This window comes from Kribbella sp. NPDC006257, from assembly GCF_040613535.1.
In the GTDB taxonomy this organism is placed as follows: domain Bacteria; phylum Actinomycetota; class Actinomycetes; order Propionibacteriales; family Kribbellaceae; genus Kribbella.
Window position 1 is genome coordinate 1 of record NZ_JBEXSJ010000029.1, and the last position, 14,251, is coordinate 14,251.

The window sequence follows — 14,251 nt, forward strand, 5'->3', positions numbered from 1 at the left end:
CCGGGTGAGCGTGCCCCCGGCTATCTCTCCGGGAGTGTCCGCGGGCTACCCCTCTGGGTGAGCGTGCCCCCGGCTATCTCTCCGGGAGTGTCCGCCGGCTACCCCTCTGGGTGAGCGTGCCCCCGGCTATCTCTCCGGGAGTGTCCGCGGGCTACCCCTCCGGGTGAGCGTGCCCCCGGCTACCTCTCCGGGAGCGTCCGCCGGCAACCCCTCCGGGTGAGCCGCCCGCCGGCAACCCCTCCGGGTGAGCCGCCCGCCGGCGACCCCTCCGGGTGGGTGATCGCCTCTCGGGGTGAGCCGTGGCTGCCTCCTTGGTACGTAAGAGGTCGGGCAGTTGGTGTGCTTCACCCCTCCTGTTGTGGTTACCCCACTGGTGCGCCGATGGGGGAACCGCGCCAAGAGGAGTTAAGCCGTCGCTCAGGGGCTGGGGGAGAGGTTGAGGAGGTGCATCAAGGTGATGGCGTCTCTGGGCGCCATCACCTTGGCGTCGTTGTCGAAGTACACGAAGACGTCGTGGTCTGTTGCCCAGCCGCGGATGCGTTTGGCCCAGCGTTTGAGGGCCTTGTCGGTGTAGCCGCTGGTGTAGAGCTCCTCGTCACCGTGCAGCCGGACGTAGACGAAATCGGTGGTCACCTGGTCGAAGACCGGCCAGGTGCCTGCCGTATCGGCGATCACGCAAGCGACCCCGTGCTTGCGGAGCAGGTCGGTGAAGGCGGGATCGGCGAAACCGGGATGCCTCACCTCCATCGCGTGCCGGAGCGGACGATCGACGTCGGTCTCGGTGAGCGCCCGACCGTCGAGGCGCTCGTCGTGCTTCGCGGCAAGCGCTGCCGCCTCGCCAGTCGTACGGGGTAGTGCTGCCAGGAACTGGTCGAGTACCTCGGCCTCGAACGGCAGGTTGGCCGGCGTCTGCCACAGGATCGGGCCGAGGGTGGGACCGAGGGCGAGCAGGCCGGAGGCGAAGAAGTTGGCGAGTACGGTGTCGGCGTCGCGCAACCGCTTCATGTGCGTGATGAACCGGCCGCCCTTGACCGAGAACACGAAGTCGTCCGGCACACTCGCCCGCCACCGCGCATAACTCTCCGGCCGCTGCAGCGAATAGAACGACCCGTTGATCTCGACAGAGTTCACCTGCCGCGACAAATACTCCAACTCCCGCTTCTGAGCGAGCCCCTTCGGGTAGAACACTCCACGCCACGGCGGATAGACCCACCCCGAAGTCCCGATCCAAATACCCACAACCCCCCAGTCTCCCGCGCGGATACATACCAAACTGCGTCCGCGCGACACTCACCCCAAACTGCGGCCCCGGACAGGAAACTGCGCCCGCGGGCACACTCCAAACTGCGGGCTCGGACACCGAGCTGTCGTCGGGGACAGGAAATAACGTGTCCCCGCCCGCTCTTTCCTGTCCGAGCCCCGGGATCGTCCTCGGAGTTGCCCGGAGGAGAGCGCCCCGGGATCGTCCTGGGAGTTGCCCGGGAAGGAGAGCGCCCCGGGATCGTCCTGGGAGTTGCCCGGAGGAGAGCGCCCCGGGATCGTCCTGGGAGTTGCCCGGGAAGGAGAGCGCCCGGGGGTCGTGCTCGGAGGTGTCTGGAAAGCGAAGCGCCCCGGTGAAGGTTCACCGGGGCGCTGGAAGTGGGGGAAGGTCAGCCGGTGAAGGGAACTGCGGCGACGATCTCGACCGTGACGTCCTTGCCGTTGGGGGCGGCGTAGGTTGCCTTGTCGCCCTTCTTCTTGCCGAGGATCGCCGAGCCGAGCGGGGACTGCGGCGAGTAGACGTCGATGTCGACCGACGCGTCCAGGGCCAGCAGTTCGCGGGAGCCGAGTAGGAACGTCTCGACGTCGTCGTCACCGGCGAACTTGATGGAGACCTTCATCCCGGGCTCGACCTTGCCGCCGGCCTTCGGGGTCTCGCCGACCCGGGCCCGGCGCAGCATGTCCTCGAGCTGCCGGATCCGCGCCTCCATCTTGCCCTGCTCGTCCTTGGCGGCGTGGTAGCCACCGTTCTCTTTGAGGTCGCCCTCGTCGCGGGCGTCGCTGATCCGCTGCGTGATCTCCGCACGGGCCGGGCCCTTGAGATGCTCGAGCTCGGACTTCAGTTGGTCATAGCCATCCTGTGTCAGCCAGACAACGCTTTCCTCGTCAATCTTCTGCGTCATGGGCTGCTCCTTGTATCGATGGGATGGACAGGAAAATGCGTTGGCCGCCGTCGTCGACGGCGACCAATCCTCTGAGCCTAGCAAGATCGGGCCCGGAACCCCACAGTTCACAGCCACCTCCGACCTCGCGCAAACGTTTGCGCGGCGCCGGAGGCAATCGTTTACCCCGCCTGGATCAGGAAGCGACGGCTCAGTGCGGCCGATGAGCGTCCGCGGTAGTACAACCGACCAGTACGACGGCCGTCGCGTCCCGCTGCGTGGTCAGCTTCGCCTCCAGGCTCTGCCGGCGCGGAGAATCCGCCGGAACGGTGACTGTCAGCTCCCCGACGATCGAGAAGTCGGCCGCCTTCGCCTGCAACCGGCAGGACGCCTCGACGCTCTTGGACCGGTCCACCTGGAAGTTCGCCGTCGCCGACGTCGGGGAGTCGATGGTGAAGCCGATCATCCGCGACGAGACCGGCGGGTTGGACTGCACGAACGCCGCCCAGAGCAGCCAGGCCAGGCCGGCGAGCGCCAGCACCCCGATGATTCCCAGCACCAGCGGACGGCGGCCGCGGCCCCGCCCGTAGCGGGCGTCCAGGTCGGTTGCGGATGGGTCGGTCAACGGTTCTCCTCGGGCTTGGAGGACCATTGTGTCTTGTGACCGAAGATCTCCGTCTGCTGCATGTCCATGCTCACCCCGATGACGAGTCCAGCAAGGGCGCCGCATCGACCGCGAAGTACGTCGCCGAGGGCGTCGACGTGATGGTGGCCACCTGTACCGGTGGTGAGCGTGGCTCGATCCTGAACCCGAAGATGGACCGCCCCGAGGTACTGGCGAACATCAGCGAGATCCGCCGCCAGGAGATGGACGCGGCCCGCGAGATCCTCGGCATCCGGCAGGAATGGCTCGGCTGGGTCGACTCCGGCTATCCCGAGGGCGATCCGCTGCCGCCGCTGCCGGAGGGCTGTTTCGCCTTGCTCAAGGTGGAGGACGCCGCGGCCCCACTGGTGAAGCTGATCCGCGAGTTCCGGCCGCAGGTCGTCACGACGTACGACGAGAACGGCGGTTACCCGCATCCGGATCACGTGATGTGCCACCAGATCACCGTCGCGGCCTTCGAGGCGGCTGGTGACAAGGACGCGTACCCGGAGCTCGGTGAGCCGTGGCAGCCGCTGAAGCTGTACTACCACCACACCTTCCATCGCGAGCGGATGAAGGCGCTGCACGACGCGATGGTCGCCCGCGGCCTGGAGTCGCCGTACGCCGAGCGGCTGAAGGACTGGAAGCCGGACCCGGAGAACGAGCGCCGGATCACCACCCGGGTGGAGTGCGCGGAGTACTTCGGCGTACGGGACCGGGCGCTGCTCGCGCATGCCACCCAGATCGACCCGGACGGCGGTTGGTTCACCGTGCCGCTGGAGGTTCACCAGCAGGCCTGGCCGACCGAGGACTACGAACTGGCGCGCAGTCTGGTGGAGTCCGAACTGCCCGAGGACGACCTCTTCGCGGGGCTGCGCTGAGGGCGGGACGACGACGGTGAGACACTGGCCAGGTGACCGCGATGACCCCACTTCTGACGACCGGGCTCCCGATGACCGAGATCGACCCGAACTCGGTCCGGCCCGGCTGGGTCGCGCTGCTGATCGTGCTCGCGCTCGGTGCCGCCACGGTGCTGCTCTGGCGCAACATGGGCAAGCAGCTGAAGCGGATCGACTTCGATCCCACCGACGGACAGCCGTCGGACGGGGGCGGGACTGCGCCCGGCCGAGCACTGTCCGTAGACCAGCCGACCACGGACAGCTCAGCGGACCAGGCTGGCGCTGCCGCGCCGGAGACGACTGACCCGGAAGCCTCGAAACCAACTAGGTAAGGGGATTGTCACGAGATGGTGTCGTGACGTGGCGGTTTTTCGCGACCCCCCTATAGTGAGCGCGTGTCGAACCAAGGTGTCGAGGGCGGGAACGCTCTGTGACCGCGACCCGCGCCGCCCGGCATCGCGTGCCCGGACGTCTGGTCGCGGGTGGTATGAGCGCGGTGCTGGTCGCTTCCGTCGCGCTGGTGGTCGGTCTCTTCGCCGCCGGCAGTGAACCTCACGACGACGGGATCGGCGGTCCCGGCCTCTTCGTCTACTGGTTGCTTCCGTTCTTCCACCTCGTCTCGACGCTGGCCACGGTCGGCTGCGCCGGCGCACTCCTGGCCGCTGTCGTCCTGCTCCGTACCGACGGCGGCCCACTCGGCATCCAGGGCCGGCGCGCGGTGCGCGACGCGAGCAACTCGGCGATCATCTGGGCGGTCGCGGCGTTCGGTGGGGCGATCATCACGGCCGCTGTGCTCACCAACACCCGGGTCGACCTGCTCCGCCTGAAGCTCGACGACGCGCTCGGCGTACCGGAAGTGAAGTCGCTGCTGATCACCGGCATCCTCGTCGTGGCCCTCGCGATCGGCGTACGCCGGGTGCAGACCTCCTCGGCGGCGGGAATCGGCGTACTGGTCGCGATCGCGGCATTGGTCCCGCCGGCGCTGACGACTTACCCGCGCAACGAGTCGTACGTCGTACTCGCGGGCGCGGCCCTGGTCATTCACGTGATCGCCGCTACCACCTGGGTCGGCGGGCTTGCCGGCCTGGTCCGCTACGGGCGAGCCAGCCGGCAAGGGCTGCCGCTGGTGCTCGAACGGTTCAGCCAGGTCGCACTGGCATCGTCGATCGCGGTCCTGGTGAGCGGCGTGATCAGCGCAGCCGGCCGCCTCGCCGCCAAGGGCGGAGGGTTCGGCTCAGCCCTCGACGTCCTCACCTCCGACGCGTACGGCGGCCTGCTGCTCGCCAAAACCCTCGCCTTCCTCGTCCTCATCATCGGCGGCTGGTTCCACCGCCGCCGAGTCATCGAAAAAGTCGACGAATCCAACACCGCCTTCTGGCAACTGGTAGGCACCGAACTGGTCATCATGGCCGTAGCCATAGGCCTCTCAGTAGCACTAGCCCAAACCGCCTGACGGTGAGGGTCTGAACGAGCTGCGGTCTTCTACCTCGCCCTATCTGCGGCGGTCGAGGTCGAGTCGCGCCAGACGCTCGGGGTCGACGAGTGCTTCTATCGCGGAGATTCGACCGTCGGAGATGGTGAAGCCCATCACGGAGAACAGTCGGCCTTGCGTCACCACCAAGGCTCCGGCCGCGCCGTTGACCAGCGCGGGTTCGAGGAACGGGAAGAGCCTCGCATAGGTCGTCGTGTGCCGGGTCACGGCATCGGCCCCGCGCAGTACGAGCGATGCATCGGCGCGGAGGACGCCGCCGTCGATGCGCAGTTCGACGTCGGGATCCAGCACCTCGAGGAGGGCTTCGAAGTTCCCGTCGCGCGAAGCCGCGAAGAACGCGTCGACAACCTGGCGCTGTCGCACGAGGTCACGCTCAGCCGTCTGCGCGCCCCGCATCCGGCGACGGCCACGGCTGGCGAGTTGTTGCACGGCCGCTTCGGACCGGTCGAGAGCGGCGGCGATCTCCGCGAACCGGACGCCGAACACGTCGTGCAGCACGAAAGCGAACCGCTCGGCAGGAGTCAATGCGTCGAGCGCGATCAGTAGCGCCGGGCCCACGGCCTCGGCGAGGAGCACCTCCTCCTCGGGACCGACAGTGTCGGCCACCGTCACGATCGGGTCAGGCACATGCGTTTCGGAGAACACTTCACGTCGCGAGCGTCGAGCGCGCAGCATGTTCAAACACACCCTGCCGACGACTGTCGTGAGCCATGCACGCATGTTCTCGACGCTCTCCGGAGCTTGGTCGCGGATTCGCAACCAAGCATCCTGCAGAGCATCGTCCGCGTCGTCCACCGACCCGAGCATCCGGTGAGCGACCGCATGAAGCCGCGGCCGGTGCTGCTCGAACTCCTCGAGCCATTCCTGTTCGGTCATCGCCTCCACTCTCCAGGACTCACCCTGGGTTCCGATAGACGACGTCGGTGACCAACGCGGCTACTGCCGAAAGCAAGAAGAAGACCGCGCCACCAAAGTGACTGTCATGCACACGTAGGTGGGCGGTCACGGCGCAGACGAAGTACAGGATGAGCCCGCTGGCCGCAGCAGCGCCGACGAACGGCACAGCCAATCCGACCAGCAGTCCGACCGCCCCGAAGGCCAGCAGGACACCGAACGGGACAATCCACCGGTGCGGCACTCGCACACGGTCGGCGACTTCCTTGACCGACCCGGCGCCGACGAAGTTCAAAGTCGCGGCATAGCCATTCATGACCGCCGCCAGGACTGTGGCGATGAGGTAAGTGATGCGCATACAACCTTGACACGCCGCGCCGCCAGAACCTGACACCACGGGAGTATCGCTAGCTGTGCCTGAGTGGTGAACCGGATCAGCTCTTGCGTGTTCGGGAAACGTCACGGTCTACCGTTGGGGCATGGCCTCCAACGAGCTTGATAAGTCCAGTTCTCCGTATCTGCGGCAGCACGCCGACAACCCGGTGCACTGGCGGCAGTGGTCGGAAGGGGCGTTCGCGGAGGCTCGGGAGCGGGACGTGCCGGTGTTCTTGAGCATCGGGTATTCGGCTTGTCATTGGTGTCATGTGATTGCCAGCCCGCTCCAGTGGGGACCCCGTAGGGTCGGGATCCCTGTGATCCAGGCGCAAAACGCGGCTTGTTGGCGCATGGCTCGGCCATATTCCGCAGCGTCTGCAACACCTAATGCATCACTCTGATGCATCGCGTGACACCCGAACGACACGATGGTGGCGGGGCCATTTGCGCCGCCCCAGGCTGATCACCGCCTCAAGCTATCCGATATCGCCCCCGGTCCGAACGGCCGTGGATGCGAGCCTCTGGACGAGTGCGGTCGAGAGGGCGAACGATGGTCAACTTCTGCTGGGCAAGGCGCATCCTGGTAAGAGCCGCCGACCCTCACAGAGCCGCACGCCGCAGCGAAGGTCAGGCGGAGCGGCGGTGCTGTTGCTTGGGCTGGGGGAGGAGGGTCGCCATGCGGCGATGCGCGCCCGGTTCCGACTCGCGATCCGGCGCGGTCGGCTGGCTCGCCGCCATCAACCTCTCCAACTCCTTCTCCGAGAGAGCGCTGTGGCGATCCTCGTTGGCAAGCAGTTGATCGAGCCGCCAGCGATCCGGGTGCCTCACAACCGGCGGTGGGACTAGCTCGCGATCCTGGAGGTTCTGGTAGTCCCCGCGATGCCCCCAACGGTAGCGCGCGATTACCTCTTGCGCGCTGAGGAATACGCGCCTCGGGTGAGGTCCCGCGTCGAACGCGATGCCGGACTCGCTGACCGGCTCATCGTGCGACCGAGCCGATCGTCCGGGCGTGTAAAGCGTGATGGACCAGGACCGCGGCGCGATCCGCGGAGATGCCGCGTCCTGACATGAACCACGTCCTGGGTGAGATGAGTCGATGGCCTGTGACTCCCTATAGACAATGATGGGCAGAAGTACTCCATGCAGCACGTGATCGTCTCTCACGCGCTCGACCCTCTCGACGATGATCCAGACGCCTGTACGCCAGGTATGCTCGGCTGCTGCGATCGAGTCAGGATGTATCGCTTTCGGTCAGAGCTGGACACCTGCAGGCCCTTGCCTTGGACCGGGGATTGAGAAGGTCATCGGTTCGATTCCGATAGGCGGCTCCACCAAAGCCCCTCTGACCAGGCAAAACGCCTGAATCGGAGGGGCCTTCCCCATGTCTGGGATCTGCCAGGTACGGGCCAAAGTACGGAAAGCTGTTCGCATCCCATCTCTTGGCCGAATCAGGAGACCAGCACTGGGCGTTGTGGGACGTTGAGCACCGTTCAGCGGCGGGACGCGCGCGCCTCGATCGACGGTCGGAACCAGATGGCTGAACTGGGAGCTCAGCAGCCAGGACGACACCGCGGCGGCGCGGCCTCACGCCGAGCCTCTCTGATGCAGAGCGCCGACGGCGCTATCGGGGCGGGCGTCACCTGACCCTAGACGCCGGTCTCTCAGGCGGTCCCTGGGCCTGCGCTCTCCGGCATCGAGGCGCAGTTTGTGACCTGGTGGCCTTGCACCGGTTGCCGGGGCCCTGCGTGCCGAGATAAGGGACCTGTGAGCTCTAGCAAGCGCGTTCCTCGCTGGCACCGTGATGTGTCCGACCCCAATACCCCCTCCAAGGCGTCGCGCGGGACCGTCTGGTGGCCATACGGGCGAGCCTGGCGCGGCAGTGCGGCCCTCGGCGACATTGGAATGGAGGCTGGAATCCCTCAACACCCTGGTGGGCCGAGACCTGGTCATGCCGGGACTCTGGTGTACCCCGGATGGACCCGCAGGCGGCCACACAAGACCGATCAGGCCGATCAGGGCACCTGCGAGGTCTCGGCCTGGTCATTCAGTCGCCCCAGCGAGACCGGCGGCCGGACGTGCCCCAGTCCTCGGTCGCCAGCGAGCCCACCATCCGTCCTCTACGTGCCCTGATCTAGACCCTGGGCCTTCACCGGTTCGCTCATGGCCCCACGCAGCCCATGTGGAGGCATAGCAACCAATGTGCTGCCTGTGTTGTCGTGGAGCCGGTGCAGCGATTGTGCCGTCGTGGGCGCTTGTTCCAGAGGTATTCTTAGTTGCCGACCGCCCCGGCATCGGGGCGAACCTGCAGGACCACGCGATGGTCCCGGTCGTCTACACGATCGCCGGGGAACTGCAGCCCAGCCTGCTCAACCACCTCGAGGCGGCCGCCCACATCAGCACCGGCCTGAACGGTCCGACGTCGGACATCCAGCCCGCACTGGTGACGGTGCCGGTACCGACGAAACTGCTCGACAAGGGCCATCCTGTCTGCACCCTCTACGCGTCGTTGCTGTCGCCCAGGAGTCGTGGCACCGTCAATCTGGCGGACGCATCAGCCCATACGACGCCGTTGGTCGACCCGGCCTTCTTCTCCGACCCTGCCGATCTCGACACGCTGGAGGCCGGCGTACGGATCGCCCGTGAGGTGGGAGCGGCGGAGTCGTTGTCGTACTGGCGCAAGGACGAGGCGTTCCCGGAACCCTGGGAGGCGTCCCGGAGGGTCGCAGCGCCTACATCCGGCTGGCCAACGAGAGCCAGCATCACCTGGTCGGAACCTGCCGAATCGGAATTTCGCCAACCGACGTCGTAAACCCCGAACTCCGCGTCCACGGTATCTCCGGCCTCCGCGTCGTCGACGCCTCGCTGATGCCGTCGGTACCTGCCGCCTAACCCGCACGCCACCGTCCTCGCCATCGCCGAAAAGGCCGCCGACCTTCCGAATCACCGCCTGATCATTCAGGTCTCCACCGAGGCGAGGTCCTCGGTGGAGACCTGGTGGGCGCCGGGTAGTAAGTCCTGTATTGCCTTGGTGGCTGCGTCGACGTCGACGGCGTACAGGACGATGGCCAGTGCCCGGGTGGCGCGCGAGGCGCACACGTAGAGGAGGCGACGGGTGCGGTCGATGCTCGTCTCTTCGTCGGCGCCCCTGGCCGACTCCGTTTTCGAGAGGTTCTCCAGGCCGAGGTACTTGTTGTAGGAGAACTGGAAGTGCCGGCCTTCGTCGTCGTCGAGGACGACGATCACGTCCTTGTATTCCGCGCCCTTAACACCTTGCTGCGTCGAGTACGGCGAGTCGTTGCCGATATAGCGGGCGTAACCCTGCAGTTCGGCCACATCACACTGCATCAGTGCCGTGAGCATCTGATCTTCGTCATCCTCGGACTCCGGCGGTTCCTCCGTCAGGACCTGAAGCAGGCGGTCGTCGAGCTCGACCAGGCTGCGCTCGTGCGCCACCGAGAACGCCTTGCGAACAGACCCGGGACCGCCGTCCGCCACCGTCTTGACGAGTTCGTCCACACCTGCGGCGAGAGTCGCCAGAGTCGGTCGCACGGTGGTCTCGTCGACGTTCTCCGGCCGGAGCAACGGGCTCGACTTTCGCAATCGCGGTAGCAGCTCAGCGCGGTTGCTGTTCGCCGCCTCGACCAGAGGTAGCAGGGTGCTGAGAAACGGTGTAAGTGGCCAGGCGTTCCCTTCGGTAAAGCCTTCCTGCAGCCGCGTTCCGTGGAACGCGTCGTACAAGGCCTGGAAGCCGAGCCGGCCGGCCGCCATCCGGTGCGTGATGACGAGCGTCTTGGTGTCCTTCTCGCAGTGCCAGGCGCCGATGCCGGAGTGCTGCTCCAGCCAGCCCCGCGCCTTCTGCAGTAATGCGTTGCGATCAGTGCCGAGGGGAAACACGAAGTACGTGACCTCGCCCTCGCGCTGCCGGTCGGCCGGGAGGCCGGAGACCTGTTCGAGGCCGTCGGCATCGGCCCGGATCGAGTTGATGACCTCGAGCACCCGCAGCGGTGACCGGAAGTTCTCCGGCTTCTCCACCCTGCGCCAGCCGTCCTCGGGGGCGATCGCGCCGATCCCCGTGCTGTAGATCTTCTGGACCGGGTCGCCGAAGAAACCCAGGCAGAAATGCGCCTTCTGTGTCACCGCGACGTGCCGGAGGCAGTCGACCACGGACTTGAAGGTGTCCTGGCTCTCGTCGACGAACACGAACGGGTACCTGCGGGCGATCAGCTTGCCGAACAGCGGCTTGGCCAGGATCAGCTCGGGCACCATCTTCAGGACGTCGGCATAACCGACGATCCCCTCGCCGTAGCTGGTGGCCACTCCGAACTGGAACTTCTCGACTTTGTCCATCTTCGCCAGCCCGTCGCGCCGACGCTCGATCCGCCGTTTGAGAGCATCCAGCGTCTTCTGCTGTGTCCGCGAGCCCGGATTCGCGTACTTGTCCTCGAGCTCGGCCAGAGCAGCTCGCCCGTTCTCGTCCAGCCAGCCCCGGATGTCGCCTTGGAAGGGCTCGACCAGGGTCCACAGGAAGCTGTGGATGGTCGAGACGTGCGCGATCGGGCTCTTCGCCAGATCATCCTCGATCTCCTGCCGGGCGATCTCCGTGTAGGTGATACACGCGATCTGCTGCCGGTTCGCCAGGAACTGCGCACCACGGGTGGAGATCACGTGGTGCAGCGCCTTCACCAGCGACGTCGTCTTGCCGGAGCCGGCGCCGGCGATCATGGTGAAGCCGGAGATCTCCGGGTCGGCGAGGATCTGCTGCAGTTCCTCGTCGGCCGGGGTGTTGGGACTGTCAATCCGAGGACTCATCGGTCACCTCCTCGGTGGGCACCACGCTCGGCGGCACGTCCAGGTCGCAGATCTCGTCGGCCAGCCAGTCCAGCCCTTCGGTGATGTAGCTGGGGCAGGTCCAGTCGACCTCGCGCTCGATCAGGGTCAGCGCGAACTTCGTCTTGTCGAGCGTGCGGACCCGCTCGAAGACGCCTTGGACGACAGCCTCGAGATCGGCCGGATCCTTCACCTTCAGTCTCAGCGACTTGTTGGCGTCGTCCTGGCTCCAGCTGAGGTTCTCGAACGCCAGCGCCTCCTCGAAGGTCCGGCCGGCGATGGTCAGCTTCTCGCCGTTCCAGGCGATCTCGTGCGGTGTCTGGTACGCGACCCGGACCGTCGCCTTTCCCGGACCGCCGCGGTATTCCTTCTTCTCCGGCTCGAACTCCAGCAGCTTCTCGATGCTCTCCTCGGCGGGCAGCCACTGGATCAGTGTCTGGTTGGCCGTGATCGCCCCGGGCTCGTCGGTGGTGCATGCTTCCCGGGCCTTCGGCGGTCCGGAGATGCTGTCGATGTCAGTGATCACCAGGCAGTGCAGGCCGAGGAACTCGACGAGCTTCCTGAACCTGTGGGCGAACGCGCCGCCGAGCTCGAGGATGGTCAGGTGGGAGGTCGCCAGCCGGTCGCAGAACTGGGCGATGATCAACGGCACCAGCAGCCGCTCAACGTTGCCCTCGACCAGGATGGCTGCGTCGGCGAAAAACAGGTCGCAGTGGGTCAGCTTGAGGTACTGCAGCAGGAACTTCCGGGTGTCGGCCTCGACCTCGTCGGAGAACACCGAGAGGTCACGGACGTCGCTGTAGCGGAAGGTGTCCTTGTCGCGCACTCTGGCGAAGTAGCGGATCGAGCTGAAGTCCTCGTACACGATGTGCGAGGAGTGGGTGGTCAGCACGAACTGCGTGCCGGGGTCCTCGACGTCGTCGATGATGCTCTTAAGCTGCCGGATGAACACCTGCTGGAGCTGGGCGTGCAGATGCGACTCCGGCTCCTCGACCATGATCAGGTGCACCGGCGGCTGGCCCTCGGCCATCTGCTTGCGGGCCTCGTGGGCGGCGACGATCTCGACCACCATGTAGATCAGGTTCTTGAACCCGAGCCCGTTGTAGCGGTCGGGCAGGGTGATCGCCGGCTGACCGGCCGGGGCGCCGGGCACCACATAGTGCACCTGGGCGCTCGTGTTCATCAGGGTCTCGCCGCGGAGCTCGGTCTTCACCATCAGATCGGGATTGTCGATGCCCGGATATCCGAGTTTGTTGAGCCGGGTCACGATCGGGCCGAAGACTTTGTTGAAGTGTTTGTTGATGCCCACCTCGGTATCGGCCAGCGCCTGCAACGGCGCCTGCGCCGGATCGGGCTTTTCCAGATAGCTTTGGTAATAGCGCCCGAGGGTGCGGGAGAGATCCTCGTCGCGGCCACGCTGTTCGGTGTCGGCGAGGTGCCGCTGGGCGTGCAGGAGGTCGACCTTGATGATCGACCGCAGGATTTCCGTGCCTTTTTCAAGGACCTGCAGAGTCTGCCCGGGCTTCAGCAGCAACTGATCGTCGAACTGCCGGCGGTCGAGTTTGTAGTGCACGACGTGGTACTCGACTCCGAGCCGTTTGCGCAGGTAGTCGTGCAGGTCCTCGGGCCACTGTCCCGGCTCGTCCTTCATCGCCAGATAGTTCGCGTTCAGGTCGGCTGGATCCTTGGCCTCAAAAGACAATCGGACGCCGACCGGCGCCGAGTTCTCCCACTCGAGGTCCGGCAGCAGGTCGATCACCCGGTGCAGGTTGGTCTCGTCGACGTCGAACCACAGGTCGAGGGTGATGTCCGGCAGGGCCGCGCCCTCGACGGCCGGATCGTACTCGTTGAACTGCTGCCAGCAGGCGGCGCTGAAGTCGTGAATCCCGAAGTTCACACCCTTGGTCAGGAAATACTGGAAGATGTGCATCGCCGACGTTTTTCCGGAGTTGTTGGCGCCGACGAAGATCGTTGCCTCGTCGTCCAGATCCACCGTGATCCGGCGCAGTCGCCGAAAGTTTCTGATCGCGAAAGACTGCAAGTGCATAGAAATTTCCCCCTACGGTATCGGTGCGCATTTCCGCCCCACACCGATCGAGATAGAGATTATGCACTGATTACCCAGAGTTGCCAACCCTTCGGCGTGGCCACGGCGGCCGGGACAGCGCCGAGGCCGGTCAGTCGTCGTCGGTGATCGTGCCAGTGACCGTCGGCGGCACCTGGTACTCCGCGTCGAAGACGCCGTCGACGCGCAAAAGAGGGTCGCGGTAGGCTCCGCGACCTTGTCGTCGATTAACGTGATGGGGATCTCGATGCTGGTCTCCCGCTGCTCGAACCCGGCGTCCGTCGACCCCGGTGCCGGCGGACCGGTGTCGTCCTCCTGGGCCATTTCGATCGGGGGACCACTGGGCACCTCACTGCTCGGTGTCTCGTAGTCCTGGTCGGCCACGGCAGTACCGTCCAGCACCTGACCATGGACCTGGACGAACTTGCCGCTCGGGGCGGACAGTCCGAGCTGGAAGCGCAGCGCGCCGGGTTCTCCTTTGCCGTCGCCCCGGTCACAGTCAGAGTCGGCGTGGCGTCATCGTCGATCACCTCCGCCCGGCCGAACGGCTTGCTCAGCCCGGCGTCCTGCGGCAGCGAGAGCGCCACGCTGAACAGCAGGTCGCAGGAGTCGCGGACGTCACCCTCGACAGCGACCGTGACATTCTGCGTGGTCCGGCCGGGCTCGAATCGGAACTGCGGTGAGAACACCTGTACCGATGTTCCAGGAGGGACGGTCGTTTCGGGGACCGCAGCCGAACCGGAGCCGGGTAGCCGAGACCTGCGGTGCCGGTCGTCTCAACCTGCAAGGCTCGTTGTTGCTTGACTGAGCCGGCCCTGTGATGTGCGCCCGCCTCACCGGGAGCGCACCGACGACACAGTCCAGCAACTTCAGGCCAACGAGGAGAAACTCGTTGCCAACGGCCCCGGACAAGCT

General features: G+C 66.1%; 12 protein-coding genes and 1 pseudogene. 6 read left to right on the forward strand and 7 right to left on the reverse strand.

The window, feature by feature from the left end:
• Positions 1 to 417: 417 nt before the first annotated feature.
• The 3 genes from ABZ004_RS29025 to ABZ004_RS29035 all read right to left on the reverse strand — a co-directional run bounded on the left by ABZ004_RS29025 (position 418) and on the right by ABZ004_RS29035 (position 2,766).
• Complete coding sequence (locus ABZ004_RS29025) at positions 418 to 1,239, reverse strand: DUF72 domain-containing protein (protein ID WP_355684248.1); 822 nt, start codon at positions 1,237 to 1,239, stop codon at positions 418 to 420.
• Between the two features lie 410 nt (positions 1,240 to 1,649).
• Positions 1,650 to 2,162, reverse strand: coding sequence for a transcription elongation factor GreA (gene greA / locus ABZ004_RS29030; RefSeq protein WP_355684249.1), 513 nt, complete (start codon positions 2,160 to 2,162; stop codon positions 1,650 to 1,652).
• A 190-nt stretch (positions 2,163 to 2,352) separates the two neighbouring features.
• Positions 2,353 to 2,766 carry a DUF4307 domain-containing protein gene (locus ABZ004_RS29035; protein WP_355684250.1) on the reverse strand — a complete coding sequence of 138 codons (414 nt, stop codon included), beginning with the start codon at positions 2,764 to 2,766 and terminating at the stop codon, positions 2,353 to 2,355.
• Here ABZ004_RS29035 and mca point away from each other — a divergent pair.
• From mca to ABZ004_RS29050, 3 genes are all read left to right on the forward strand, one after another.
• The gene (gene mca, locus ABZ004_RS29040; protein ID WP_355684251.1) at positions 2,754 to 3,665 is read left to right on the forward strand and encodes a mycothiol conjugate amidase Mca; all 912 of its coding nucleotides are present in this window, start codon (positions 2,754 to 2,756) and stop codon (positions 3,663 to 3,665) included. The two genes, ABZ004_RS29035 and mca, sit on opposite strands and share 13 nt — an antisense overlap.
• Positions 3,666 to 3,706: 41 nt before the next feature.
• Positions 3,707 to 4,015 carry a hypothetical protein gene (locus tag ABZ004_RS29045; RefSeq protein WP_355684252.1) on the forward strand — a complete coding sequence of 103 codons (309 nt, stop codon included), beginning with the start codon at positions 3,707 to 3,709 and terminating at the stop codon, positions 4,013 to 4,015.
• A 98-nt stretch (positions 4,016 to 4,113) separates the two neighbouring features.
• The gene (locus tag ABZ004_RS29050; protein ID WP_355684253.1) at positions 4,114 to 5,136 is read left to right on the forward strand and encodes a CopD family protein; all 1,023 of its coding nucleotides are present in this window, start codon (positions 4,114 to 4,116) and stop codon (positions 5,134 to 5,136) included.
• 39 nt (positions 5,137 to 5,175) lie between these two features.
• Here ABZ004_RS29050 and ABZ004_RS29055 read toward each other — a convergent pair whose 3' ends face one another.
• Together ABZ004_RS29055 and ABZ004_RS29060 are read right to left on the reverse strand one after the other, a co-directional pair.
• Positions 5,176 to 6,051, reverse strand: coding sequence for a sigma-70 family RNA polymerase sigma factor (locus tag ABZ004_RS29055; protein WP_355684254.1), 876 nt, complete (start codon positions 6,049 to 6,051; stop codon positions 5,176 to 5,178).
• 19 nt (positions 6,052 to 6,070) lie between these two features.
• A complete protein-coding gene (locus ABZ004_RS29060; RefSeq protein WP_355684255.1) occupies positions 6,071 to 6,427 on the reverse strand; it encodes a DoxX family protein in 357 nt (118 codons plus the stop codon).
• Between the two features lie 121 nt (positions 6,428 to 6,548).
• On the opposite strand from ABZ004_RS29060, the pseudogene ABZ004_RS29065 reads away from it, so the two are divergent.
• From ABZ004_RS29065 to ABZ004_RS29075, 3 genes and pseudogenes are all read left to right on the forward strand, one after another.
• Positions 6,549 to 6,722 (forward strand): annotated as a pseudogene (locus ABZ004_RS29065) (DUF255 domain-containing protein); the annotation flags it as partial.
• 2,039 nt (positions 6,723 to 8,761) lie between these two features.
• Positions 8,762 to 9,253: a GMC oxidoreductase gene (locus ABZ004_RS29070; RefSeq protein ID WP_355684256.1), complete on the forward strand. Its 492-nt coding sequence runs from the start codon at positions 8,762 to 8,764 to the stop codon at positions 9,251 to 9,253.
• Complete coding sequence (locus ABZ004_RS29075) at positions 9,232 to 9,333, forward strand: GMC oxidoreductase (protein ID WP_355684342.1); 102 nt, start codon at positions 9,232 to 9,234, stop codon at positions 9,331 to 9,333. The genes ABZ004_RS29070 and ABZ004_RS29075 overlap by 22 nt, the downstream gene beginning before the upstream one ends.
• A 66-nt stretch (positions 9,334 to 9,399) precedes the next feature.
• On the opposite strand, the gene ABZ004_RS29080 is transcribed toward ABZ004_RS29075, so the two are convergent.
• A complete protein-coding gene (locus tag ABZ004_RS29080) occupies positions 9,400 to 11,253 on the reverse strand; it encodes a UvrD-helicase domain-containing protein (RefSeq protein ID WP_355684257.1) in 1,854 nt (617 codons plus the stop codon).
• Positions 11,237 to 13,318, reverse strand: coding sequence for an ATP-dependent endonuclease (locus tag ABZ004_RS29085; RefSeq protein ID WP_355684258.1), 2,082 nt, complete (start codon positions 13,316 to 13,318; stop codon positions 11,237 to 11,239). The genes ABZ004_RS29080 and ABZ004_RS29085 overlap by 17 nt, the downstream gene beginning before the upstream one ends.
• Positions 13,319 to 14,251 lie beyond the last annotated feature (933 nt).

Bases quoted from the DNA above. Each gene is read 5' to 3' on its own strand.
- greA (WP_355684249.1), bottom strand. From the start codon at position 2,162: ATGACGCAGAAGATTGACGAGGAAAGCGTTGTCTGGCTGACACAGGAT.
- mca (WP_355684251.1), top strand. From the start codon at position 2,754: ATGGGTCGGTCAACGGTTCTCCTCGGGCTTGGAGGACCATTGTGTCTT.
- ABZ004_RS29045 (WP_355684252.1), top strand. From the start codon at position 3,707: ATGACCCCACTTCTGACGACCGGGCTCCCGATGACCGAGATCGACCCG.
- ABZ004_RS29055 (WP_355684254.1), bottom strand. From the start codon at position 6,051: ATGACCGAACAGGAATGGCTCGAGGAGTTCGAGCAGCACCGGCCGCGG.
- ABZ004_RS29060 (WP_355684255.1), bottom strand. From the start codon at position 6,427: ATGCGCATCACTTACCTCATCGCCACAGTCCTGGCGGCGGTCATGAAT.
- ABZ004_RS29070 (WP_355684256.1), top strand. From the start codon at position 8,762: ATGGTCCCGGTCGTCTACACGATCGCCGGGGAACTGCAGCCCAGCCTG.
- ABZ004_RS29080 (WP_355684257.1), bottom strand. From the start codon at position 11,253: ATGAGTCCTCGGATTGACAGTCCCAACACCCCGGCCGACGAGGAACTG.
- ABZ004_RS29085 (WP_355684258.1), bottom strand. From the start codon at position 13,318: ATGCACTTGCAGTCTTTCGCGATCAGAAACTTTCGGCGACTGCGCCGG.